This window comes from Streptomyces sp. NPDC054770 (genome assembly GCF_053611985.1).
Window position 1 is genome coordinate 57326 of record NZ_JBSHBL010000049.1, and the last position, 21740, is coordinate 79065.

The 21740-nt window shown below is 70.3% G+C and carries 22 protein-coding genes; 12 read left to right on the forward strand and 10 right to left on the reverse strand.

Translation table 11 applies throughout. The features are described 5' to 3' along the window. Positions 1–1020, reverse strand: coding sequence for a heavy metal transporter (locus ACWGKQ_RS34015; protein ID WP_453295869.1), 1020 nt, complete (start codon positions 1018–1020; stop codon positions 1–3). A gap of 93 nt (positions 1021–1113) precedes the next feature. Here ACWGKQ_RS34015 and dapE point away from each other — a divergent pair, with 93 nt between their 5' ends. Further along, positions 1114–2193, forward strand: coding sequence for a succinyl-diaminopimelate desuccinylase (gene dapE / locus ACWGKQ_RS34020; RefSeq protein ID WP_453295870.1), 1080 nt, complete (start codon positions 1114–1116; stop codon positions 2191–2193). Between the two features lie 104 nt (positions 2194–2297). Further along, positions 2298–3056 carry an LOG family protein gene (locus ACWGKQ_RS34025; RefSeq protein WP_453295871.1) on the forward strand — a complete coding sequence of 253 codons (759 nt, stop codon included), beginning with the start codon at positions 2298–2300 and terminating at the stop codon, positions 3054–3056. 504 nt (positions 3057–3560) lie between these two features. On the opposite strand, the gene folP is transcribed toward ACWGKQ_RS34025, so the two are convergent. Continuing rightward, positions 3561–4421, reverse strand: a complete 861-nt coding sequence (gene folP, locus ACWGKQ_RS34030; RefSeq protein WP_453295872.1) for a dihydropteroate synthase — start codon at positions 4419–4421, stop codon at positions 3561–3563. A gap of 137 nt (positions 4422–4558) precedes the next feature. Between folP and ACWGKQ_RS34035 the strand changes: the two genes are divergently transcribed. Continuing rightward, positions 4559–4918, forward strand: coding sequence for a DivIVA domain-containing protein (locus ACWGKQ_RS34035; protein WP_453295873.1), 360 nt, complete (start codon positions 4559–4561; stop codon positions 4916–4918). Between the two features lie 14 nt (positions 4919–4932). Continuing rightward, complete coding sequence (locus tag ACWGKQ_RS34040) at positions 4933–5520, forward strand: DNA-3-methyladenine glycosylase I (protein WP_453295895.1); 588 nt, start codon at positions 4933–4935, stop codon at positions 5518–5520. 78 nt (positions 5521–5598) lie between these two features. Here ACWGKQ_RS34040 and chcB read toward each other — a convergent pair whose 3' ends face one another. Continuing rightward, complete coding sequence (chcB, locus tag ACWGKQ_RS34045; protein ID WP_453295874.1) at positions 5599–6402, reverse strand: 2-cyclohexenylcarbonyl CoA isomerase; 804 nt, start codon at positions 6400–6402, stop codon at positions 5599–5601. A gap of 368 nt (positions 6403–6770) precedes the next feature. Here chcB and ACWGKQ_RS34050 point away from each other — a divergent pair, with 368 nt between their 5' ends. Continuing rightward, positions 6771–6938: a DUF3117 domain-containing protein gene (locus tag ACWGKQ_RS34050; RefSeq protein WP_069751535.1), complete on the forward strand. Its 168-nt coding sequence runs from the start codon at positions 6771–6773 to the stop codon at positions 6936–6938. 102 nt (positions 6939–7040) lie between these two features. Here the strand turns inward: ACWGKQ_RS34050 and ACWGKQ_RS34055 are convergent, their stop codons facing one another. Beyond that, positions 7041–7724, reverse strand: a complete 684-nt coding sequence (locus ACWGKQ_RS34055) for an O-methyltransferase (protein WP_453295875.1) — start codon at positions 7722–7724, stop codon at positions 7041–7043. Positions 7725–7974: 250 nt separating this feature from the next. Here ACWGKQ_RS34055 and sigE point away from each other — a divergent pair, with 250 nt between their 5' ends. The 5 genes from sigE (at position 7975) to ACWGKQ_RS34080 (ending at position 11695) form a co-directional block, all read left to right on the forward strand. After that, positions 7975–8691, forward strand: coding sequence for an RNA polymerase sigma factor SigE (gene sigE, locus ACWGKQ_RS34060; protein WP_453295876.1), 717 nt, complete (start codon positions 7975–7977; stop codon positions 8689–8691). Further along, entirely contained in the window at positions 8688–9656 is a 969-nt protein-coding gene (locus ACWGKQ_RS34065; RefSeq protein ID WP_453295877.1) for a zf-HC2 domain-containing protein, read from the forward strand. The genes sigE and ACWGKQ_RS34065 overlap by 4 nt, the downstream gene beginning before the upstream one ends. A gap of 156 nt (positions 9657–9812) precedes the next feature. Further along, positions 9813–10139, forward strand: a complete 327-nt coding sequence (locus tag ACWGKQ_RS34070) for a hypothetical protein (protein ID WP_453295878.1) — start codon at positions 9813–9815, stop codon at positions 10137–10139. Between the two features lie 200 nt (positions 10140–10339). Further along, positions 10340–10786: a sec-independent translocase gene (locus tag ACWGKQ_RS34075; RefSeq protein ID WP_453295879.1), complete on the forward strand. Its 447-nt coding sequence runs from the start codon at positions 10340–10342 to the stop codon at positions 10784–10786. Positions 10787–11023: 237 nt separating this feature from the next. Next, positions 11024–11695 (forward strand): hypothetical protein, encoded by a 672-nt coding sequence (locus tag ACWGKQ_RS34080; protein WP_453295880.1) that lies wholly within the window; start codon positions 11024–11026, stop codon positions 11693–11695. Positions 11696–11743: 48 nt separating this feature from the next. Here the strand turns inward: ACWGKQ_RS34080 and ACWGKQ_RS34085 are convergent, their stop codons facing one another. Then, entirely contained in the window at positions 11744–14215 is a 2472-nt protein-coding gene (locus tag ACWGKQ_RS34085; RefSeq protein ID WP_453295881.1) for a DUF6185 family protein, read from the reverse strand. A gap of 275 nt (positions 14216–14490) precedes the next feature. Here ACWGKQ_RS34085 and ACWGKQ_RS34090 point away from each other — a divergent pair, with 275 nt between their 5' ends. Further along, positions 14491–14865, forward strand: coding sequence for a hypothetical protein (locus tag ACWGKQ_RS34090; RefSeq protein WP_453295882.1), 375 nt, complete (start codon positions 14491–14493; stop codon positions 14863–14865). Between the two features lie 51 nt (positions 14866–14916). Here the strand turns inward: ACWGKQ_RS34090 and ACWGKQ_RS34095 are convergent, their stop codons facing one another. The 3 genes from ACWGKQ_RS34095 to ACWGKQ_RS34105 are packed head-to-tail and all read right to left on the reverse strand — an operon-like array spanning position 14917 to position 17990. Further along, positions 14917–16050, reverse strand: coding sequence for an Mrp/NBP35 family ATP-binding protein (locus ACWGKQ_RS34095; protein WP_453295883.1), 1134 nt, complete (start codon positions 16048–16050; stop codon positions 14917–14919). Positions 16051–16093: 43 nt separating this feature from the next. Continuing rightward, entirely contained in the window at positions 16094–16684 is a 591-nt protein-coding gene (locus ACWGKQ_RS34100; protein WP_453295884.1) for a DUF1003 domain-containing protein, read from the reverse strand. Next, on the reverse strand, positions 16674–17990 hold the full coding sequence (locus tag ACWGKQ_RS34105) for a magnesium transporter MgtE N-terminal domain-containing protein (RefSeq protein WP_453295885.1): 1317 nt from the start codon (positions 17988–17990) through the stop codon (positions 16674–16676). Before ACWGKQ_RS34105 ends, ACWGKQ_RS34100 begins: the two co-directional genes overlap by 11 nt. Positions 17991–18188: 198 nt before the next feature. Here ACWGKQ_RS34105 and ACWGKQ_RS34110 point away from each other — a divergent pair, with 198 nt between their 5' ends. After that, entirely contained in the window at positions 18189–18914 is a 726-nt protein-coding gene (locus ACWGKQ_RS34110) for a hypothetical protein (RefSeq protein ID WP_453295886.1), read from the forward strand. Between the two features lie 710 nt (positions 18915–19624). On the opposite strand, the gene ACWGKQ_RS34115 is transcribed toward ACWGKQ_RS34110, so the two are convergent. Together ACWGKQ_RS34115 and ACWGKQ_RS34120 are read right to left on the reverse strand one after the other, a co-directional pair. Continuing rightward, positions 19625–20143 carry a hypothetical protein gene (locus ACWGKQ_RS34115; protein ID WP_453295887.1) on the reverse strand — a complete coding sequence of 173 codons (519 nt, stop codon included), beginning with the start codon at positions 20141–20143 and terminating at the stop codon, positions 19625–19627. Positions 20144–20153: 10 nt separating this feature from the next. Continuing rightward, complete coding sequence (locus ACWGKQ_RS34120) at positions 20154–21284, reverse strand: magnesium and cobalt transport protein CorA (RefSeq protein ID WP_384032588.1); 1131 nt, start codon at positions 21282–21284, stop codon at positions 20154–20156. Positions 21285–21740: the final 456 nt, after the last annotated feature.

Here is a 21740-nt window from a genome sequence, read left to right on the forward strand (position 1 = left end):
CTACTGCCCGGTCACGATCCGTACCGAGCCCGCGGACTTCTCCGCTCCGCCCGTGCCCTGCGTGCCGGACGCCGTCTCCCACTGGCTGTCCGTGCTCCCGGCGGCCCACTCCCGGCCCGCGTACGACACCCGCTGGATGTGCAGCGCCGACGAGTTGGCCACCGCCCAGTGCGCCAGCTGCCAGCCGCGCTCGGTCTCGGTGCGCCCCGACTTGTCGGTCTTCTTCCCCTCCGGCACCGGCACGGTCACGGTCCGCCCGTGCGCCGTGGCGGTCACGCTCGGTGTCGGCGTCGGCGAGCTCGCCGACGTACCGGTCACCTCCGCGCCGGCCTCCTCGACCGCGTCCCGTCCGAAGTCCCGTACCAGCGCGGTCCGTACCGCGTCCGTGCCGGTACCCGTGACCGTCCCCGCCGCCGCCTGCGTGCCGGTGGCCGCCTGGCGCCCGTCGCAGGTCAGCGTGGCCGCGGCCTGCCCGGTCAGGGCCGCCGCGAGCAGCGTGGCGTCGGTCTCGTGCTTGGCGTACGCCTCCGGGTAGCCGCTGCGCTGCACGCGCTGCGCGGCCACCGTCAGCGGCAGGGTCTCGTAGTGCGGCACCTTGGCCAGGTGGGCGTAGAACACGCCCGCCGCGTACGCCGGGTCCAGGATCTGCTTCTCGGTGCCCCAGCCCTGCGAGGGCCGCTGCTGGAACAGGCCCAGCGAATCCCGGTCGCCGTGCTCGATGTTGAGCAGCCCCGACTCCTGGATCGAGGTCGCCAGGGCGATGGCCACCGCCCGCTCGGGCATCCCGCGGCCGGTGCCGACGGCGGCGATCGTCGCCGCGTTCACCGCCTGCTCGGGCGTGAACTCGTACGACTCGCCGTCGCTGCGGCCCGAGACGACCTTGCAGCCCTCGGCGCCACCGCCGCCGGTGACGTACTGGACGACGAGATAGGCCGCGACGGCGCACAGAATGAGCAAACCCGACACGAAACGCAGGACACGGCCGCGACGCTTGGGGCGGATGGGGGACGGCTCTGGCACGCGTACAACATACTGGAGAGTACGAGCCGCCCACCCCCGGGTCCGGAAGCCTGTGAACCAGCTCGCAGGGTGGCGCGCGCTAGGGTCGAGGTCATGGCCGACACCTCCCTTGACCTCACGCTGGACGCCGCCGCGCTCACCGCGCAGCTCGTCGACTTCCCGTCCGAGAGCGGCACCGAGAAGCCGCTCGCGGACGCGATCGAGAGCGCGCTGCGCGCCCTGCCGCACCTGACGGTCGACCGGTACGGCAACAACGTGATCGCCCGCACGGACCTCGGCCGCCCCGAGCGCGTGATCCTGGCCGGCCACATCGACACCGTCCCCATCGCGGAGAACGTCCCCTCCCGCCTCGACGAGGACGGCGTGCTGTGGGGCTGCGGCACCTGCGACATGAAGTCCGGCGTCGCGGTCCAGCTGCGCATCGCGGCCACCGTCCCGGCCCCCAACCGCGACCTGACCTTCGTCTTCTACGACAACGAGGAGGTCGCCGCCGACCTCAACGGCCTCAAGCACGTCGCCGAGGCCCGCCCCGAGTGGCTGGCCGGAGACTTCGCGGTCCTGCTGGAGCCCTCGAACGGCGAGGTCGAGGGCGGCTGCCAGGGCACCCTGCGCGTCCTTCTGAAGACCTCGGGCGAACGGGCCCACTCGGCACGCTCCTGGATGGGCGCCAACGCGATCCACGCGGCCGCCCCGATCCTGGCCCGCCTCGCCGCCTACGAGCCCCGCTACCCGGTCATCGACGGCCTGGAGTACCGCGAGGGCCTCAACGCGGTCGGCATCTCCGGCGGGGTCGCCGGCAACGTCATCCCCGACGAGTGCGTGGTCACCGTCAACTTCCGGTACGCCCCGGACCGTTCCGAGGCCGAGGCCGTCGCCCACGTCCGCGAGGTCTTCGCCGACTGCGGGGTCGAGGAGTTCGTGGTCGACGACCACAGCCCCGGCGCGCTGCCCGGCCTCTCCCACCCGGCCGCGGCCGCCTTCATCGAGGCGGTCGGCGGCATGCCGATGCCCAAGTACGGCTGGACCGACGTCTCCCGCTTCTCGTCCCTCGGCGTCCCCGCGGTCAACTACGGCCCCGGCAACCCGCACTTGGCGCACAAGCGGGACGAAAGGGTGGAAACCGCCAAGATCCTGGCGGGTGAGGAGCGGCTGCGCACCTGGTTGACCGACTGACCCGCACGACGGCGCTTCGTGCCCGACATGCCGACGTCCCGCGCCTGTAACCCGCGCGGATCTACGCTGGGGCGGATACACCTGCAAGCGGAGGGAGCGCACATATGCCTACCGGGAACCCCGAGGGGAAGAAGGTGCCGCCGGACGAGCAGCGCCTGGGACCGGTCCTCCGACGGCGCGGTCAGGTGACCGCGAGCACGACGGACCAGCGCCTGCTGGACGCGGGCGGCCCCTCCGACTGGGTCCACACGGACCCCTGGCGGGTGCTGCGCATCCAGTCGGAGTTCATCGAGGGCTTCGGCACGCTCGCCGAACTGCCGCCCGCGATCAGCGTGTTCGGCTCCGCGCGGACGGCGGCCGACTCGGCCGAGTACGACGCGGGCGTGAAGCTGGGCCGGGGCCTGGTCGAGGCCGGCTGGGCGGTCATCACGGGCGGCGGGCCCGGCGCCATGGAGGCGGCGAACAAGGGTGCCCTCGAAGCGGGCGGCGTCTCGGTCGGCCTCGGCATCGAGCTCCCCTTCGAGCAGGGCCTCAACACGTACGTCGACATCGGCCTCAACTTCCGCTACTTCTTCGTGCGGAAGATGATGTTCGTCAAGTACGCGCAGGGCTTCGTGGTCCTGCCCGGCGGCCTCGGCACCCTCGACGAACTCTTCGAGGCCCTCACCCTCGTCCAGACCCAGAAGGTCACGCGCTTCCCGATCGTCCTGTTCGGCAGCGCGTACTGGGGCGGCCTGGTCGACTGGCTGACCGGCACGCTGGTCGCCCAGGGCAAGGCGAGCGAGAAGGACCTGCTCCTCTTCCATGTCACGGACGACGTGGCGGAGGCGGTGGCCCTGGTATCGAAGGAAGCGGGCCGCTAGAACCACCCCCGCCCACCCACCCACCCGACTCGCTCTCCCGAGAAGCCGAGGCCGAGGGCCCAGCGCGACCGCGCCGACCAACCGAACCGACTCGCACATCCCCCGACCCACCGGGTCGGGTGGTGTGCTTCTCGACCTGCCGGGTCGGTGGTGTGCTTCTTGGCCTCCCGGGTCGGGGGGTGTGCCTGTCGACCTGCCGGGTCGGTGGTGGTGCTTCTCGGTCCACCGTGTCGGCTGGTGTGTCTCTCGACCTGCCCTGTCGGTTGGTGTGTCTCTCGGGCTGCCGAGTCGGCTCGTGGACTTCTCCACCTGCCGTGTCGGGTCGCGTGCCTCTCGGCCCACCGGGTCGGGTGGTGTGCTTCTCCACCTGCCGTGTCCGGTGGTGTGCTTCTCGACCTGCCGGGTCGGTTCGTGAACCTTTTCGCCTACCGAGTCGGGTGGTGGGTGGGCGAGGGGTTCGGGGGGCTGGGGGCGGAGCCCCCAGGGTGTGGTGCGGCCGTCGGGCTACGCCAGCCCTCGCCGGGCCACCGCCGGAGGCCGGTGCCCGGCGATCGACGCCACCATGTCCAGCACCTGCCGCGTCTCGGCGACCTCATGGACCCGGTACACCTGCGCCCCCAGCCACGCCGACACCGCCGTCGTCGCCAGCGTCCCGATCACCCGCTCCTTCAGCGGCCGGTCCAGGGTCTCACCCACGAAGTCCTTGTTGGACAGGGAGACCAGCACCGGCCACCCCGTCTCCACCATCTCCCCGAGCCGCCGCGTCGCCTCCAGGCTGTGCCGGGTGTTCTTGCCGAAGTCGTGCCCGGGATCGATCAGCACCGACTCCCGCGGCACCCCCAGCGCGACGGCCCGCTCGGCCAGCCCCAGGGTCACCCGCAGAATGTCGGCGACGACATCGTCGTACGTCACCCGGTGCGGCCGTGTCCGGGGCTCGGCCCCGCCCGCGTGCGTGCACACCAGCCCCACCCGGTACCGCGCCGCGACCTCCGCCAGCCCCGGGTCGACCCCGCCCCACGCGTCGTTCAGCAGGTCCGCCCCGGCCTCGCAGGCGGCCTCCCCGACCGTCGCCCGCCAGGTGTCCACGCTGATCACGACGTCCGGGAAGCGCCTGCGCACCTCCGCGACGAACCCGACGATGCGCCGCGCCTCCTCCTCGGCGGTGACCTCCTCGCCCGGCCCGGCCTTCACCCCGCCGATGTCGATGATCGCCGCTCCCTCGGCGACCGCCTGCTCCACGCGCGCGAGGGCCGGCTCGTCGCGGAAGGTCGCCCCCTGGTCGTAGAAGGAGTCCGGCGTCCGGTTCACGATGGCCATGATCACCGGTTCGTTCGGCGCGAATTCCCGCCTGCCCAGCCTGAGCATCGCCTGTGACCTCTCGTAGTAATTCCCTCGGTACGACCGCCTGCGACCCTAACTGTCAGACGCGCATGGCACGATCGGACACAGACACATTCGACACCGAGCACACTGAGCTTCATCGAGCCTGGGGGCCCACCGCGATGGTTATGTTCCTGTTCCTGGTCGTCGCGCTCGCGATCGTGGTCGCCGCGGTCACCCTCTCCGTGGTGAGCGGCGGCGAGAGCGGACCGCTGCCCGAGGTGGCGCCCGAGCGGCTCCAGGACCCGTTGCCCCCGGACCGCCCGGTGAACCGCGCGGACGTGGAGAGCCTCCGCTTCCCGCTCGTCCCGCGCGGCTACCGCATGGCGGACGTCGACGACGCGCTCAGCCGCCTCGGCGCCGAGCTCGCGGAGCGCGACGCCCGGATCATCGACCTGGAGTCCGCGCTGGCCGGTGCCCAGGCCGCGCCGCACACCGCGCACGCCTCGCTGGACAAGCCCGAGGCGGAGGACCGGCCATGACCGACGTGCCCGACATCATCGACGGAGCGGCGGTGGCCGGGCCGGACGGCAGGCTGCGCTGCCCCTGGGCGCTGTCCACCGAGGACTACGTGTCGTACCACGACGAGGAGTGGGGCCGCCCGGTCCACGGCGACGACGCCCTCTTCGAACGCCTCAGCCTGGAGGCCTTCCAGTCCGGCCTCTCCTGGATCACGATCCTGCGCCGCCGCCCCGGCTTCCGGGCCGCCTTCGCCGGCTTCCACATCGAGAAGGTGGCCACGTTCACGGACGACGACCGCGAACGCCTGCTGGCCGACCCCGGCATCATCCGCAACAGATCGAAGATCGACGCGACGATGGCCAACGCGAAGCTGCTGGCGGAGTGGGCCCCGGGCGAGCTGGACGAGCTGATCTGGTCGCACGCCCCGAAGCCGGGCACGTATCCCGCCCCGAAGACGATCGCCGACGTGCAGGCGGTGACTCCCGAGTCGACGGCCCTGTCCAAGACCCTGAAGAAGCGCGGCCTGCGCTTCATCGGCCCGACGACGGCGTACGCCCTCATGCAGGCATGCGGCCTGGTCGACGACCACTTGGAAACATGCGTCGCCCGTAGCGCCCCTTAGGGGCGCGGGGCCGCATCGATATGCGGCTCCGCCGCGCGGGCGCGACAGCCACGACGCACCCGCAGTTCCCCCCAACCGTCACCGCCCCAGATACTTCGGCTTCTCCTTGTTCACGAACGCCGCAACGGCGATCGCGTGATCCTCGGCGGCCCCGGCCCGCGCCTGCAGCTCGTCCTCCTTGTCGAGGGTCTCGTCGAGGGAGTGCGTGAGCCCGTAGGCGACGGCCTCCTTCAGCGCGGCGTACGCCACAGTCGGTCCCTCGGCCAACTTCCGTGCCACCTTCTCGGCCTCGGCCCGCAGCTCCGCCGAGGGCACGACCTTGTTCGCGATGCCCAGCTCATACGCGTCCTGCGCACTGATGCTCCGCGGAAAGAGCAACAGATCGGCGGCGCGCCCCGGCCCCACGACCCGCGGCAGCGTCCACGACACTCCGGAGTCCGCGGTCAGCGCGACCCCCGCGAACGACGTGTTGAAGGCGGCGGTGTCCGCGACCACCCGGTAGTCCGCGGCGAGCGCGAAACCGAACCCGGCCCCGGCCGCGACCCCGTTCACGCCGGCCACCACCGGCTTCGGCGCCCCCACCAGCGCCCGCACGATCGGGTTGTAGTGCTCCCGCACCGTCGTCATCGTCTGCCCCGCCCCGGTCTCCCGGTCGGACGCGAGCAGCGTGATGTGCTCCTTGAGGTCCTGGCCCACACAGAACGCCCGGTCCCCGGCGGCGGTCAGCAGGATCGCCCGGACGGCCGTGTCGGCCGCCGCTTCCTGCGCGGCCTCCCGAAGGGCCACCTTCGTCGCGATGTTCAGCGCGTTCATCGCCTCGGGGCGGTTCAGCGTGATCGTCGCGAGCCCGTCGCTCACCTCGTAGCGCACGGTGTCGGTCATGGTGCGTCCCCTCCGTCGTCTCCGTCTTCGCGGCTGACGTACCGCTCAGTACGTCGATGCCCGAAGGACAGCATGGCGGAGATCGCCGGACCCGGCGTGTGACCTGCGTCAAAGAAATCCGGAGCCGACTCGGTCGGCGTAAGGACGCGTGGCGGCGAAGTATCGCAGTCACATCGCCGAATTGAGTGGTTTTGCTCGCGTGCGTTGCCCAAGCGATGCCGACTGATGTTGGTCATCGGGTCCTGAGATGCGGGATAATGGCTTGGAAGCAATGTGTTCGATGCCGGTGTCGCGTGTCCCGTGAGGATCACGCGTGCCCTCGAGGGCCGTCGGTAGACGATGAGCTGTTTTCAGGAAGGGGAACGAGCATGGCGGCCATGAAGCCGCGGACGGGTGATGGCCCGCTCGAGGTGACCAAGGAGGGGCGGGGCATCGTCATGCGCGTTCCGCTCGAAGGCGGCGGTCGGCTCGTCGTCGAGCTGACCCCTGACGAGGCCGCGGCGCTTGCCGACGCCCTCAAGAACGTCGTCGGCTGAGGCGTCAGCGACCATACCCTTTCGGCGGCCCCGGCATCCTGAGCGATGCCGGGGCGCTGCCGTCTTCGGGGTCTTTGCCCGCCAGGGTCCCGTCCGCGACGGCTACCGCTTGACCGCGCACAGCAGCCCGTCGCCCACCGGCAGCAGCGACGGCACCAGCTCCGGGGTCTCCCGGACCGTGCGCAGCAGTTCGCGCAGCCGCAGCACCTCGGTCGGCTGCGGACCCGAGTCGACGGTGCGGCCGTTGGCGAAGACGCCCTCGAAGACCACCAGGCCCCCCGGACGCAGCAGGCGCAACGATTCAGCGAGATAGTCGGAGTACTCCTGCCGGTCGCCGTCGCAGAAGACCAGGTCGTAGCCGGCGTCCGCGAGGCGGGGGAGCACGTCGAGGGCGCGGCCGGGGATGAAGCGGGCCCGGTTGCTGGCGAAGCCGCAGGCGCGGAAGGCCTGCCGGGCGAACTGCTGGTGCTCCGGCTCGGGATCCACGGTGGTCAGCACCCCGTCCGGGCGCATGCCGTGCAGCAGATGCATCCCGGACACCCCGCACCCCGTGCCGATCTCGGCGACCGCCTTGGCGTCCACGGAAGCGGCGAGCATGCGCAGCGCGGCGCCCGTGCCGGGCGACACCGAGCGCAGCCCTGCCTCGCGGGCCCGGTCACGGGCCCACCGCAGCGCTTCGTCCTCGGCGACGTAGGCGTCGGCGAACGCCCAGCTCGTCTGCCGGTTGCCGGTAATGACCCTCTCCTGTCCCCGTGGTTGCCTGGGCGTGACTGTATCCGTTGGCACCGGGAACCCGCAGATGGGACCGGGCGTTTAGAGGGGTGGATGACAAGGCGGGGGGACACGAATGGATCACGATGACGAGACGGCGGTCGGCCACCTGCTGTTGCGGCCGGATGAGCCGTACCAGCAGAGATCAAATTCTCGTAAAACCGCTTATCCGGTGCTAACGGGCGAGGTGGTTATGGTAGGGGCTCCACTGGACACCACCAGAGCCGACAGGGGAGGTGCGGCTGCGCCTGGGGATCGGGGAGGAGTGCTGCGGCGCTTCCTCGGATCGGCAGGCAAGCCGAAATCCGTGAACGACACCGTTGCTGACCCCAGCCACGCCGACGTCCTCGCCACGGGTGAGGACCGGACCGCGACCTTCTCCACCGACGCGGACGGGCAGGCATGGACTCCGCCCACGTGGGAGGAGATCGTCAGCACGCACAGCGGCCGCGTCTACCGCCTTGCCTACCGCCTCACCGGTAACCAGCACGACGCCGAGGACCTCACCCAGGAGGTCTTCGTCCGCGTCTTCCGCTCCCTGTCGACCTACTCGCCGGGAACCTTCGAGGGCTGGCTGCACCGCATCACCACCAACCTGTTCCTCGACATGGTCCGCCGCAAGCAGCGCATCCGCTTCGACGCCCTCGGCGAGGACGCGGCCGAGCGCCTGCCCAGCCGCGAGCCCACCCCCTCGCAGGCCTTCAACGACGCGCACTTCGACGCCGACGTCCAGCAGGCCCTGGACACCCTCGCGCCCGAGTTCCGCGCCGCCGTCGTGCTCTGCGACATCGAGGGGCTGTCCTACGAGGAGATCGCCGCGACCCTCGGCGTGAAGCTCGGCACGGTCCGCTCCCGCATCCACCGCGGCCGCTCCCAGCTGCGCAAGGCCCTCGCGCACCGCTCGCCGGAGGCCCGCAAGGCCGAGCGCCGTTCCTTCGTGCCCCGTGTTGCCGCACTGGGAGGAGGGGGCGCGACCGCGTGAGTGGATCACGACCGAAACCGGCCGAGCGACAGCTCGCCGAGCAGCACCTGGGAGACCGGCTCTCCGCCCTGGTGGACGGAGAGCTCGGTCACGAGACGCGTGAGCGCGTCCTGGCCCACCTGGCGACCTGCGCCCGGTGCAAGGCAGAGGCGGACGCGCAGCGCGCACTGAAGAACGCCTTCGCGGCGGCCGCCCCGCCCCCGCCCTCCGAGAGCTTCCTGGCCCGCCTCCAGGGGCTGCCCGCGGGCGGCGACCCGGACGGCGGATCGCCGTTCGGCGGGGGAGACCCCTCGGGACGCGGATCCGACGGCGGGGTCTTCGGCATGAGCCGGGACGACCGCTTCGAGTTCGGCTACGTCCCGGCCCGCCCGCACGACCCGGCCGCGGTCGCCGGCCGGGGCTTCCGCATCCACCCCGTCGGCCGCCCGGACAACGACCGCTCCGCCTCCCGAGGCATGCGGTTCGCGTTCGTCGCCGCCGGCGCGGTCTCGCTGGCCGCCGTTGCCCTCGGCGGGGTCACCGCCGGCCTGCCCGGCACCCCGGCCGCCGACGCCCGCAGCGGCGGCGGCAGCGTCGCCCCGGCCGGCACGGCCGGAGCGGGCACCACCGGGGCCGCCGACTCCCAGCGCCGCCGCCTGCTCACCCCGCTGCTGTCGTCCGGCACCCTGCTCGGCGGCGCCCCCGCCATGCCCACCTCGGTGTCCGCGCCGCTGCTCCCCGGAGTGCCCTCCCCGGCCGCCGGGCAGCAGATGCTGCGGGAACTGACCGCACCGGTGATGGCCGGCGCGGCCGCGGTCTCCCCCTTGATACGGCCGCTGAGCACCAACCCGCCGTTCGCCCTCACCTCGTGGGCCACCAGCCCCGGGACGACCGGCACCGGCCTGCTCGCCGCACCCGCCCCCGACACGACCTCCGCGCCCTCCCCGTCCCTGTCCCCCTCCCGCTCCTCCCGCGCACCTCGCTGACCGGGCACCGCCCAGCTGCTGAACGGCCCTGCGCGGCGACTCGCGAACCTGGTTGAATCCTGTGAGCCAGCCATGCCCGTGGCACTGCCGCGGGCACGGAGCCGACCTTCCGCGAGCCCGCCCGTGCACGGGCCGCGGCGAGCCCGCGAGGAGACCATGGACGAGGCGATACCGACGTCACCTGCGGCGCAGCGGCGGCGGTCACGGACCCGGCGGACGCTCGTCATGGGGGCACTGCTGCTCACCGTGGTCGCCGGTGCGGCCGGCGGGCTGGTAGGCGCCTCGCTGGAGCGCACCGGCGGCGTGGAGGCCGTACACCTGCCCCAGCCGGGCCCGCCGCCCGGGCCGCCACCCGGGCTGCCGTCCGGTGTCGGCGGACGGGCCACCGGCACGGGCTTGGTCCTCGACACCTGCGGGCGCGTCCGGGTGCACGGTGTGCACCGCCTCACCCCGCTGCCGCCCGGCCCCTCGGACAGGAACTGACAGAAACCTCACAGGCGAGGCCCCATGCGTGCCCCGACTAGGCAAACAACCCGGAAAACCGGTCGTACACACGCAGTCGGACACCTCGGGCAGTACCGGTCGGACACGTCCGCCGGGTACCGTGGACCCGGCCCGGACCACGGAACACCCGCAACAGCGACCGGAGGGCCGAGGACCGAGGACATCGCAAGGAGCTTCAGGTGTTCAATGACATAGGACCACTAGAGCTGGTGACGATCGTCGTCCTCGCCGTGCTCGTCTTCGGTCCGGACAAGCTCCCGAAGGTCATCCAGGACGTCATGCGGACCATCCGCAAGATCCGGGAGTTCTCGGAGAGCGCCAAGGAAGACATCCGGCAGGAACTCGGCCCGGAGTTCAAGGACTTCGAGCTCGAGGACCTCAACCCCAAGACCTTCATCCGAAAGCACCTGGACAGCGACGAGCTGGGGCTGAAGGAGATCCGTAACGGCTTCGACCTGAAGAAGGAGATGGCCGAGGTCACGGACGCGGTGCACAGCCGCGAGGCCGACTCCCCGCCGGCGTCCTCCGGGAGCGGTTCCTCGGGGAGCGGCCGGATCGACATGACGAAGAAGCCGGAGGACCCGGGCAAGGAGGAGCGTCCGCCCTTCGACGCGGACGCCACCTGAGGCCGGATCACCGACCCGTGCACGAGCGGCGCACGTGACGCGTTTCATACCGCGTGTGCGCCGCTCATACGTCTCTTACAGCCCGAACCCGCCGCCCGTGCGACCCACGCACCGGGCGGTTTCGCTGCTGGTCCCGGCGGTGTCGATATGCTGCCGAGTTGTTGTGCGGACCGGACGAGTGCGCCCGAAGGGGGGCGGGCCGCCCCGGACCGACGAGAGCTAGGAGGCGTCCGGCAGATGGAGACGACAAGTCGGGTGGACGGACAGGCGCCGGTCGCGGAGGGCGAGCAGCAGCTCCCTGCCGCCCGCCGCACGGTCGACGGCTACCTGGAGGCGCCTTTCCCCTGGTACGGCCTCGACGAGGCCTTCACGGGGCCGCGCTGGCTGATGCAGGTGGGTACGGCGGCCGACGGTGCGGTGGAGCACGGGTCGATCGGGCACGGCGACGAGCCGTCGGTGCGCAACGAGCATCTCGCCTCGGCCGTCGGTGAGCCGCGGGAGAAGTTCGCGGTGGTCGTGACCGTCGCGGCGAGCCCGTCCCGGCGGAGCGCCGACGGCACGGGGCTGCTGGAGGCCACGTCGGTGTCGTCCGCCGCGTGGCTGGCCGGGGTCGGGCTGCTGTCCTTCACCTGGCCGGGGCAGATGGACCACAGCCTGCGGGACGACTGGCTGGAGCAGCAGACCGAGACGGCGTGGGAGCTGGCCGACGAGCTGACCGGACCGGAGTGGTCGACGCTGTCGCTGCCGGTGGACGGGGTGGCGACGCCGTTCCACTACCGGGAGTCGGAGTTCGGGTGGGTGCTTGCGGGGTCGACCGGGGAGGGGGTGCACCTCGGGGCGTACGGCCGGGGGATGTCGGCGTACGGGCTGGGGTTCGCCGTGATCAAGGACATTGCCGCGTACGCCTGAGGGAAGCGGGCCCCGGCGAGCGACGCCCGGGGCCGGCCGCGGGATGCCTCAGCCGCGGGCGAGTTGGTGCCAGATACCTGCGGCTGCGGCCAGCTGGGTGACCAGCCAGGCGAGCTGTGTGGAGAAGCCGCGCACCTGGTAGATCGACAGCAGCAGGGCGAAACGGCTCGGCCAGAGTTCCTGCTCGCGCCTGAAGGTCGCCAGATCCATCCAGATGCTGGTGAGCGTCAGGACACTGAGCATGAGCAGGGAGTAGAGGAACACCTGACCGAAGCCCGCGTCGGTGAGCTTGATGATCAACACCGCGATGCAGATGGGCAGGGCATAGGCGATGGTCAGGCTCCACGCCCGGGCGGGACTGCGATGTCCCGGCAGCAGACGCCACAGCGCGCCCAGGACGAATCCCGCACCGGCCCATGCCATCTGGTAGGTGAAGAAACTGGCTACGGTATCCGGAATACCGGTAGGTCCATAGCGAAGTTCCAGCCAGTGATAGGTGTCTCTCAGATCGAGAAAAACAAGGGCCGTGCTGGCCGGGGCTCCGAAGCAGAATGCCAGGCGGGTGGCGCGCATGGCGTTGGACCACCAGTGCCCCTGTGGTCCCCAAGCCAGGGCGACGTCCAGCACGGAAAGATGCTCGGGTGGGCGTTCCCCGTGGCACTCGGCAATCAGCCACTGATGCAGTCCATGTAGTTCGTCCGCCAATTCCTGGCGTGTGACGCTGCCGCCGCGGCCCTGGTCCAGCAAGTAGAGTTCGTGGTTCAGGCTGCGATAAAGCCGGGCTTTGACCAGCAACTCACGGCGACGCTTCTTGCTGCCCAGCAGTTTTTCGTAGAAGCAATCTCCCAGCCGCCCCAGTACTGACCGTCGTCGTCCCAGGGTGACGATCGCGTACAGCGAGAAAATATTCAGCGGGATCCAGAGCCCGTACAACGAGGCTTGATTTGCGAATTTTCTGCCCTGCAGGCCCACGAGAAAGGCGAACAGCGCTGCGATCAGCAGGAGGTCGGGCGTGCCCGGACGAAAGGAGAGTTCCTCTTTTCTGCCTTCGGGCTCGATCCGCTGAGCCCGGACGCGAAAGTACAGGAGTGCGGCGAGGGCGATGGCCGTCAAAATCCAGCTGTATGAGAAAGTCCAAAGCAGGTCACTGAAGGAGAAATTCGCCATGAACTTGTTGAAGGACGGCGCGGCAGTGAAGGAATCATTGCTGAAGGTGAGCCAGTTCGAGCGAGTCCACTGACGTTCGGCCGCCGCCCAGGCGCTGGCGAGCAAGGCCCCGGCAGCCACCGCGAGCAGGGTTCCGGCCACGGCGGTGCAGCGGCCGATGGAGGTGTCCCACTTGTGCGTCCAAGAGATGGGGACCAGGCCTCCTTCTCGCGCGAAGCGCCATGCCCAGGCGACCATTGCGGCGAGCCAGAGCCACACGGTCGCCAGCCCCATCAGCATGAGCCCGATGAGACCGGAGACCGTCGGAGCCTTACTGGATACCAGGTTGTCCGGCAGGCCGAAGAGCGCGGGGGCCACGACCACCAACAGGCCGGCAGCCGCCACTCCGGAGGCGGTCGCGATGACGATGCGAGCCCGGCGACGCTGGACTGCCTCGGTATGGGCGACCCCGTCAGCCTCGGTGTCGGGCGCGGCGGGCGACAGTCCGCCACGCCAAGGGCGGGCGACGAGGAGCAGGGCCAGTCCGGTGGGAATGCAGAGGAAGCTGCGCCAGTACAGCGGAATGGAATCCTTCGGAATGATCAGAAGAAGGGTCAGGGCGACCGCCGTGCTGAGCAGGCCCCACTGCAGCATCGTCCCTACGGGGCTTTCGCCGCGGGTGTCGCCGGCGCGCTGTCCTGATTGTGCGGCCGTACCAGTGGACGGATGCAGGCGCTGAGCACGGAGCGCGGCCAGCACGATCACGCACGAGGCGCACATCCACCATGCCGCAACGCCCACTGTGTTCCATGACTGGCCGAAGGACAGTGCCAGGGAATGCTGCCACGGGAGATCGACGTCGAACGCGACGTGCTTGGGCATCTCGTGGTTCCACGTCAGTTTGTTGGCGTCGGCGTACGACGCCCCCGGGTTGGAGTGATCGTCGAAATTCAGTCCGTCCAGCCTTGCTGTGACGTCCCAGCGGACCTGGTCGAGGCTCTGCGGCTCGAGCGCAACCTTCCAGTTCTTCTGCGCGTCACCGGAAACCGTCCAGGGGCCGATCCGAATGGTTCCGTAATTCTGGATCCAGAGGAACGCGTCGTACTTGACCGTGACCCAGTTGCCCTTGGCGACTACCTTCGGATCGTGGGGGCGCACTTCGCTGCTGCCGCTGCTGCCCTTCGGACCGAGCAGTAGGCAGCGCATCGCCCTGCGATATTCCTCGGATTTCTCGCTGAATGTGAGGTCTCTGGCGAGGTCCCATTTCCTGGGCGCTTTGACCGTCATGGCGGAATACACCTTGATGTAGGTCTGGCGGTGCTGGAAGAACTGGAGCTCGGCCTGCACGGTGCTGGAGCCAAGTTGATCCGTCAAGCAGCCTTTGTGGGATCTCTCCCGTGCCTCCGCTGGGGAGCACCCCCACCATGCCATCGCTGCCACCAGTGGCAGGAGCCACCACCACCTGATCTTTCGCATCACTCCAGCACCTCCTGCCCGGAGAATTTAGACACATGTTCCACGTGTCACACCCAGGCGCACTGCGGAGCAGGGGCAACCCCACCCCTTCGTCCCAGTCTCCCGAATTGCAGGAAAGCAGTCAGTGACTGATAATGGAATCCGATCACCGTCAGCTATTCGACGGAGGGGTTATGGCTGGCATAAACGTTTCCGCGCCGAGAATTTCGCTTCCCGGTTTCGAGGAGGCCGAGGCGCTAGGCCCTCAGGACGCCGAGTTCGTGCGGGATCTGGCCGCGGTACTGGCCAAGCACGGCAATCTGAACCGGTTCGGTCTGTGCCTGCTGCACGATCATTTCCCGATCGCCGCCGACGAGGTACTGGTGGAGACCAACGACCCCCGAACCCGCACCCTCCACGCCCATGTGGAGAAGGCGGACGGCACTCGGCACACCAAGGCCTCGCAGTGGCGGTTCCTGCCGCATACCGAGGCCGCTGAAGGTGGCCGCTATGAGGTGATCCAGCTCTGCACCCCGCTCGACCTCTGCCCGGGACGGGCGGCGGAGTAGCACGAAGGGGGCGCTGCCGTGACGGACAGCGCCCCCTTCGTCGTAGCGGCTCTAGAACTTGTTCTTCGGGGTGATCCCCAGCGAAAGGCCCGACAGGCCCCGCTGGCGGCCTCCCAGCTTCCCCGCGATGCCCCGCAGTGCCGCGCCCGCCGCGCTGTCCGGGTCGGTCAGGACGACCGGCTTGCCCTCGTCGCCGCCCTCGCGGAGGCGGACGTCGATGGGGATGGAACCGAGGACGGGGACCGTCGCGCCCGTCGTGCGGGTGAGGCCGTCCGCGACCGTCTGGCCGCCGCCCGTGCCGAAGACGTCGACCATCTCGCCGCAGTGCGGGCAGGGCAGCCCCGACATGTTCTCCACCACGCCGACGATCTTCTGGTGGGTCTGGACCGCGATGGAGCCGGCCCGCTCCGCGACCTCCGCCGCCGCCTGCTGGGGCGTCGTGACGACGAGGATCTCGGCGTTCGGGACCAGCTGGGCGACCGAGATGGCGATGTCACCGGTGCCGGGCGGGAGGTCGAGGAGGAGGACGTCCAGGTCGCCCCAGTAGACGTCCGCGAGGAACTGCTGGAGGGCGCGGTGCAGCATCGGGCCGCGCCAGACCACCGGGGCGTTGCCCGGGGTGAACATGCCGATGGAGATGACCTTCACGCCGTTCGCCGACGGCGGCATGATCATGTTCTCGACCTGGGTCGGGCGGCCGTCCGCGCCGAGCATGCGCGGGACGGAGTGGCCGTAGATGTCCGCGTCGACGACGCCCACCTTGAGGCCGTCGGCGGCCATCGCGGCGGCGAGGTTCACCGTGACCGAGGACTTGCCGACGCCGCCCTTGCCGGAGGCGACCGCGTAGACGCGGGTGAGGCTGCCCGGTTTGGCGAAGGGGATCTCGCGCTCGGACTGGCCGCCGCGCAGGGCGGTGGCCAGCTCCTTGCGCTGCTCGTCGCTCATCACGTCCAGCGTGACGTCGACCCGGGTGACGCCCTCGACCCGGGAGACCGCCTCGGTGACACGCTGGGTGATCGTGTCCCGCATGGGGCAGCCGGAGACCGTCAGGTACACGGTGACCGCGACCGCGCCGTCCTCCCCGATCGCCACCGATTTGACCATCCCCAGTTCGGTGATGGGTCGGTTGATCTCGGGGTCGTTCACCGTCGCCAGTGCTTCGCGCACCGCGTCTTCGCTAGCCATACTGACGATGGTACGGCGCGGCACAGGCCCCCTATAACGCCCCTCAGCGGTCGTCTACGTCACGCCGCGCCGACCGTTCTGCCGGGAATACGACCTGCCCGTCCCGTCGCTCGTCCGTCATCTCCCTGAGCAGGTCCTGGAGCTCGGAGCGGATCCAGTCCCGGGTCGCCACCTCGCCCAGGCCCATGCGCAGCGCGGCGATCTCCCGGGTCAGGTACTCGGTGTCGGCGATGGACCGCTCGTTCTGCTTGCGGTCCTGTTCGAGGTTGACCCGGTCGCGGTCGTCCTGCCTGTTCTGCGCGAGCAGGATCAGCGGGGCCGCGTAGGAGGCCTGCAGGGACAGGGCCAGGGTCAGGAAGATGAACGGGTACTCGTCGAAGCGCAGCTTGCCGGGAACCGCGATGTTCCAGATCACCCAGAGGATGATCACGAACGTCATCCAGACGATGAACCGCCCGGTGCCCAGGAAGCGGGCGATGCGCTCGGAGAGCCGTCCGAAGGCCTCCGGGTCCCACTCGGGCAGCAGCCTGCGCCGCGGCGGGCGCGGCTGGTCCAGACGGGGCCCGCGCGGCCGGCCGGCGGCGGTGGCGCCGGACGGCGTCCGCTCACGGGTGCCCTCACGCTCAGCCGCCATGGATCCCCGCCCCCTTCTCGTCCGTCTTCTCCTCCGCGGGCTCCTCCTCGTCCAGGTGGAACTCGGTCTCCCGCCAGTCCTCCGGCAGCATGTGGTCGAGGACGTCGTCCACGGTCACCGCGCCGAGGAGCGACCCCGCCTCGTTCACCACGGGCGCCGCGACCATGTCGTACGTGGCGAAGAACCCGGCGATGACCGGGAGCGTGGCGTCGGGGTCGAGGGGTTGCAGGTCGTCGTCGATGACCAGCGAACTGACCAGGGTGTACGGGGGATCGCGCAGCAGCCGCTGGAAGTGCACGGTGCCCAGGTACTTGCCGGTCGGGGTCTCGTCGGGCGGCCGGCAGACGTAGACCTGGGCGGCGAGGGCCGGGGAGAGGTCGGCGTTGCGGACCCGGGCGAGGGCGTCGGCGACGGTCGCGTCGGGGCGCAGGACGATCGGCTCGGTGGTCATCAGACCGCCCGCCGTGTGCTCCTCGTACGACATCAGGCGCCGCATCTCGGCCGCGTCCGCCGGCTCCATCAGGCTCAGCAGCCGTTCCTTGTCCTGTTCGGGGAGTTCGGCGAGCAGGTCGGCCGCGTCGTCCGGGTCCATGGCCTCCAGGACGTCCGCCGCCCGCTCCTCCTTCAGCTTGCCGAGGATCTCGATCTGGTCGTCCTCGGGGAGTTCTTCCAGGACGTCGGCCAGGCGGTCGTCGTCGAGGGCCGCGGCCACCTCGGCGCGGCGCTTGGCGGAGAGGTGGTGCAGCACGTTGGCGAGGTCGGCGGGGCGCAGCTGCTCGAAGGTGGCGAGCAGGCTCTCGGCGCCCTGGCCGTGCTCCTCCAGGGAGAACCCGGTGACCTGCGACCACTCGACGGTGAGCGTCTCGCCCCTGGTCCGCCGGAAGGTGCCCGTGCGGCCCTTGCGGACGAAGATCCGGTCGATCTCCCAGTCCCGGCGGGCCGGGAGCTGCTGCACGGCCAGGTCGAGGACGGTGACCTCCTCGCCGGTCTCGACCAGCTGGACCCGGCGGTCGAGGAGTTCGCCGAAGACCAGGCGCTCGGTGGGGCGCTGCTCGAAGCGGCGGACGTTGACCACGCCGGTGGTGATGACCTGGCCGGACTCGATGCCGGTCACCCGGGTCATGGGCAGGAAGATACGGCGCCGGGTGGACAGTTCGACGACCAGGCCGAGCACCCGCGGGGGCTTGCGGCCGACGCGCAGCATGACGACGAGGTCCCGGACGCGGCCCACCTGGTCGCCGTTGGGATCGAAGACGGGGACACCGGCGAGGTGCGACACGAAGATGCGGGGAGCGCCGGCTGCCATGGGGTTGCTTCCTTACCTACCGAAGTGCTGCCTGGTTTGCTTTGAGTCCCTTTTGCCCGCTCGGTGGGCTTCAGGCTAGCCCGTACCGATCGGATACGCCCTGGTGGGCGGTCCGGACGGACTGGCTCCGCCGGGCGGGTGGGGCACCGGTACGCTGCGGTACGCCGTGCCGGACCCCTCAGAAAGGTGGCTCTGTCCGTGACCCTGATCGCTCCGGGCCGTACTCGCCGCGTCGCACTGGTCACCGCCGTGTGCGCGGTGGCCGTCCTCACCGCGTGCAGCGGGGATCCGGACGCGGGCACGAACGGGGTGGGGAAGCTGGCGCCGGACGTGATCCAGTCGAAGACGCGGGCGGCCGCCTCGGCGGCGGCGACGGTACGGATGTCGGGGACCGTGGTCACGAGCGGGCGTACGTACCAGCTGGACATGCGCCTGAACAAGGACGGCGGGACCGGGTCGGTCACGTCGAAGGGCTCGACCTTCCAGCTCGTCCGGGTCGGCGACACGCTGTATCTCCAGGCCGACGCGGGGTTCTGGAACCACGCCGACGGCAGCGACACGACCGCCGCGACCAAGCTCGACGGCAAGTACGTCAAGGTGCCGCGGACGGACCCCGCGTACAAGAAGTTCAGCGGCTTCACGGACAAGGACGTTCTCCTCTCGGGCCTTCTGACCCTGCACGGCTCGCTCTCGACGGACGGTCACCACGAGCAGTCGGGTACCCGCACCATCCGCATCGCCGGCGACGACGGCTCCGGCGGCACCCTCGACGTCTCCCTGGAGGGCAGGCCCTACCCCCTCCGCCTGGAACGCGCCGGCGGCGCCGGCACCCTCACCTTCTCCGACTGGGGCAAGGACTTCAGCGTGGTCGAACCGGAGAAGAACGAGACGGTGGACTACGGCAAGCAGCTGCCGACGTCGTAGGAGGCGGCGGCGCGCGGCCGCAACATCTCCGGCGGCTCGGCACCGCCGACCACCGCCGCGGGGGCTGAGCACCGTTGCGGCGGATCCAGAGGACCGACGGATCCAGAGGACCGGTGGGTCGAGAGGACCGGCGGGCGCCCTGCGAAACCACCGGCCCCACAGTTCCACCGACCCGATAGGCCTGCCGACTCCGTAAGCCCGCCGGTCCGATAGAACCACCGGTCTCGCGGGCCTGCCGGTTTCACGGGCCTGCCGGTCTCGCGGATCTGCTGGTCTCGCGGGCCTGCCGGTCTCGCGGATCTGCTGGTCTCGCGGGCCTGCCGGTTTCACGGGCCTGCTGGTCTCGCGGCTCTGCTGGTCTCACGGGCCTGCTGGTCTCGCGGCTCTGCTGGTCTCGCGGGCCTGCCGGTTTCACGGGCCTGCTGGTCTCGCGGATCTGCTGGTCTCGCGGATCTGCTGGTCTCGCGGCTCTGCTGGTCTCGCGGCTCTACTGGTCTCGCGGATCTGCTGTTCCCACAGACCTGCCGTACCCACAGATCCGCCGGTCTCGCGGCTCTGCCGTTCCCACGGATCCGCCGGTCCTCCGGAGAGTTCGTGGGCTTGTGGAACCGGCCGTTCGGGACATCGGGCGGTGGCTCCCCGGATTCCGCCGCAACGGTGATTCACCACGGCGGTCGGGGTCGGTGGTGCCGAAGTTGGCTTTGGCTCGGTTACTGCTGCTTGGGTTTTCGGCGGCGGGTAAGGAGGCGTGGCAGGCCGGCCGGAATCGGGTGGCGGGTCGTTGCCGGGGACGGGAGCGGCGCTTCTGCCAGGTTTCCCTCCGGGAGGGGCCGTACCGCTCCCGTCGGGGTCAGGCGGAGCACTCTGGACTCCCTTGCCCAGCGGGCGGTCATCGCCTCGCCGTCGGGGGCGTTGAGGCGCTTGCCCTTCAGTTCCGCCACCGCCGCGTCCCACTCCGGGGTGCCGGCGGGCAGTTCCGTGACCGTCGCCGTCCAGGTGACCAGCCGGCCGCCCTTGTCCTTGCTGCGGACGGTGACCTCCGCCGACCCCCCGTCGGCCAGCTCGCCCAACGGCTGCTCGGCGCCGTCGCCGACCAGGCACACGCCGCCGTCGGCCCACGCGTGCCACACCGCACGCGCGGCCGCCGCCCCCGCGCCCCGCACCCAGATGAGGCCGGACTTCTTCGTGGCCTCCTCGACGAGGGCCTGGTCGAGCAGCTCGCTTGTCATGGCACCCACCCTAGAGCCAGCCGTTGCGCTTCAGCGTGCGGTGGATGCCGAGGCAGATGCAGACCGTGATGCCCATGATCACCGGGTAGCCGTACTTCCAGTGCAGCTCCGGCATGTACTTGAAGTTCATGCCGTACACACCGCACACCATCGTCGGTACGGCGATGATCGCGGCCCATGCTGTGATCTTCCGCATGTCCTCGTTCTGCGCGACGGACGCCTGCGCGAGGTTGGCCTGGAGGATCGAGTTGAGGAGTTCGTCGAAGCCGACGACCTGCTCCTGGACGCGGGCGAGGTGGTCGGCGACGTCCCGGAAGTACTTCTGGATGTCGGGGTCGACCAACCGCATGGGGCGCTCGCTCAGCAGCTGCATGGGGCGCAGGAGAGGGGAGACGGCGCGCTTGAACTCCAGCACCTCACGCTTGAGTTGGTAGATCCGCGCCGAGTCGACACCTCGCGAGACCCCGCCCTTGCGGCCCGGCGTGAAGACCTCGGTCTCCACCTCGTCGATGTCGTCCTGCACCGCGTCGGCGACGGCGACGTAACCGTCCACGACGTGGTCGGCGATGGCGTGCAGCACGGCCGAGGGGCCCTTGGCGAGCAGCTCGGGGTCGTCCTGGAGCCGGTGCCGCAGCGCCCGCAGCGAGCCCTGCCCGCCGTGCCGGACGGTGATGAAGAAGTCCCGCCCGGTGAAGCACATGACCTCACCGGTCTCCACGACCTCGCTGTTGGCGGTGAGCTGGTCGTGCTCGACGTAGTGGATGGTCTTGAAGACGGTGAAGAGGGAGTCGTCGTAGCGTTCGAGCTTCGGGCGCTGGTGGGCCTGGACCGCGTCCTCCACGGCCAGCGGGTGGAGCCCGAACTCGCCGGCGATACCGGCGAATTCGGCCTCGGTCGGCTCGTGCAGGCCGATCCACACGAACCCGCCGTCCCGGCGCACCAGCCGCATCGCCTCGTGCGGGGTCAGCGGCTTGCCCGTCTCGATCCGGGCGCCGTCGCGGTAGACGGCGCAGTCGACGACGGCCGACGGCGTACCGGGGTCGCGGGTGGTGTCGTACGCGCCGTTGTCCGGACGCAGACTCTTGCGCAGCGAGGGGCGGGAGGGGCGGACCACGGCACGGAGGTCGCGGATCATCGACATGGGCAGGCTCCTTCGCGACAGGCAGCGGAAGACCGCGGGCGAACGGGTGGAACTACCCGGAATGGGGACGTCCTGACTGCGGATGTTTGGCACGTCCACAAAGCGGGGAGCACCGCACCGTTGCGGTGGCGACTTCGCTACTGATTCAGATCAGACGAACGGATCCAGACAGATCCGGAGCGGACCGGTCAAAGGGATCAGGCAAGCGAAACGAAGTGCTCTTCCGAACGACAACGCGCACAAGAAGGCGGCAGCCAGCCAGAGAAGAAATCAGAGGCAGGAAGAGCGAGTGGTACTGCACGGGTGACTTCGATCCATGACAGCCCCACCTCCTCCAGCCGGTCCCTCGTAAGGGAGTCCTGTCGGCGTCGGGGTCTGACCGCGACGCACTGCGTGCTGCCCCGAACCGCCGCGGCCAGAGTAGCAGTAGCCCTCAGTGTCAAGGCGCCGCTTTGC

Coding starts and splice junctions, on each gene's coding strand:
- dapE (WP_453295870.1), top strand. CDS start 1,114: ATGGCCGACACCTCCCTTGACCTCACGCTGGACGCCGCCGCGCTCACC.
- ACWGKQ_RS34025 (WP_453295871.1), top strand. CDS start 2,298: ATGCCTACCGGGAACCCCGAGGGGAAGAAGGTGCCGCCGGACGAGCAG.
- folP (WP_453295872.1), bottom strand. CDS start 4,421: ATGCTCAGGCTGGGCAGGCGGGAATTCGCGCCGAACGAACCGGTGATC.
- ACWGKQ_RS34035 (WP_453295873.1), top strand. CDS start 4,559: ATGGTTATGTTCCTGTTCCTGGTCGTCGCGCTCGCGATCGTGGTCGCC.
- chcB (WP_453295874.1), bottom strand. CDS start 6,402: ATGACCGACACCGTGCGCTACGAGGTGAGCGACGGGCTCGCGACGATC.
- ACWGKQ_RS34050 (WP_069751535.1), top strand. CDS start 6,771: ATGGCGGCCATGAAGCCGCGGACGGGTGATGGCCCGCTCGAGGTGACC.
- ACWGKQ_RS34070 (WP_453295878.1), top strand. CDS start 9,813: ATGGACGAGGCGATACCGACGTCACCTGCGGCGCAGCGGCGGCGGTCA.
- ACWGKQ_RS34080 (WP_453295880.1), top strand. CDS start 11,024: ATGGAGACGACAAGTCGGGTGGACGGACAGGCGCCGGTCGCGGAGGGC.
- ACWGKQ_RS34090 (WP_453295882.1), top strand. CDS start 14,491: ATGGCTGGCATAAACGTTTCCGCGCCGAGAATTTCGCTTCCCGGTTTC.
- ACWGKQ_RS34095 (WP_453295883.1), bottom strand. CDS start 16,050: ATGGCTAGCGAAGACGCGGTGCGCGAAGCACTGGCGACGGTGAACGAC.
- ACWGKQ_RS34100 (WP_453295884.1), bottom strand. CDS start 16,684: ATGGCGGCTGAGCGTGAGGGCACCCGTGAGCGGACGCCGTCCGGCGCC.
- ACWGKQ_RS34105 (WP_453295885.1), bottom strand. CDS start 17,990: ATGGCAGCCGGCGCTCCCCGCATCTTCGTGTCGCACCTCGCCGGTGTC.
- ACWGKQ_RS34115 (WP_453295887.1), bottom strand. CDS start 20,143: ATGACAAGCGAGCTGCTCGACCAGGCCCTCGTCGAGGAGGCCACGAAG.
- ACWGKQ_RS34120 (WP_384032588.1), bottom strand. CDS start 21,284: ATGTCGATGATCCGCGACCTCCGTGCCGTGGTCCGCCCCTCCCGCCCC.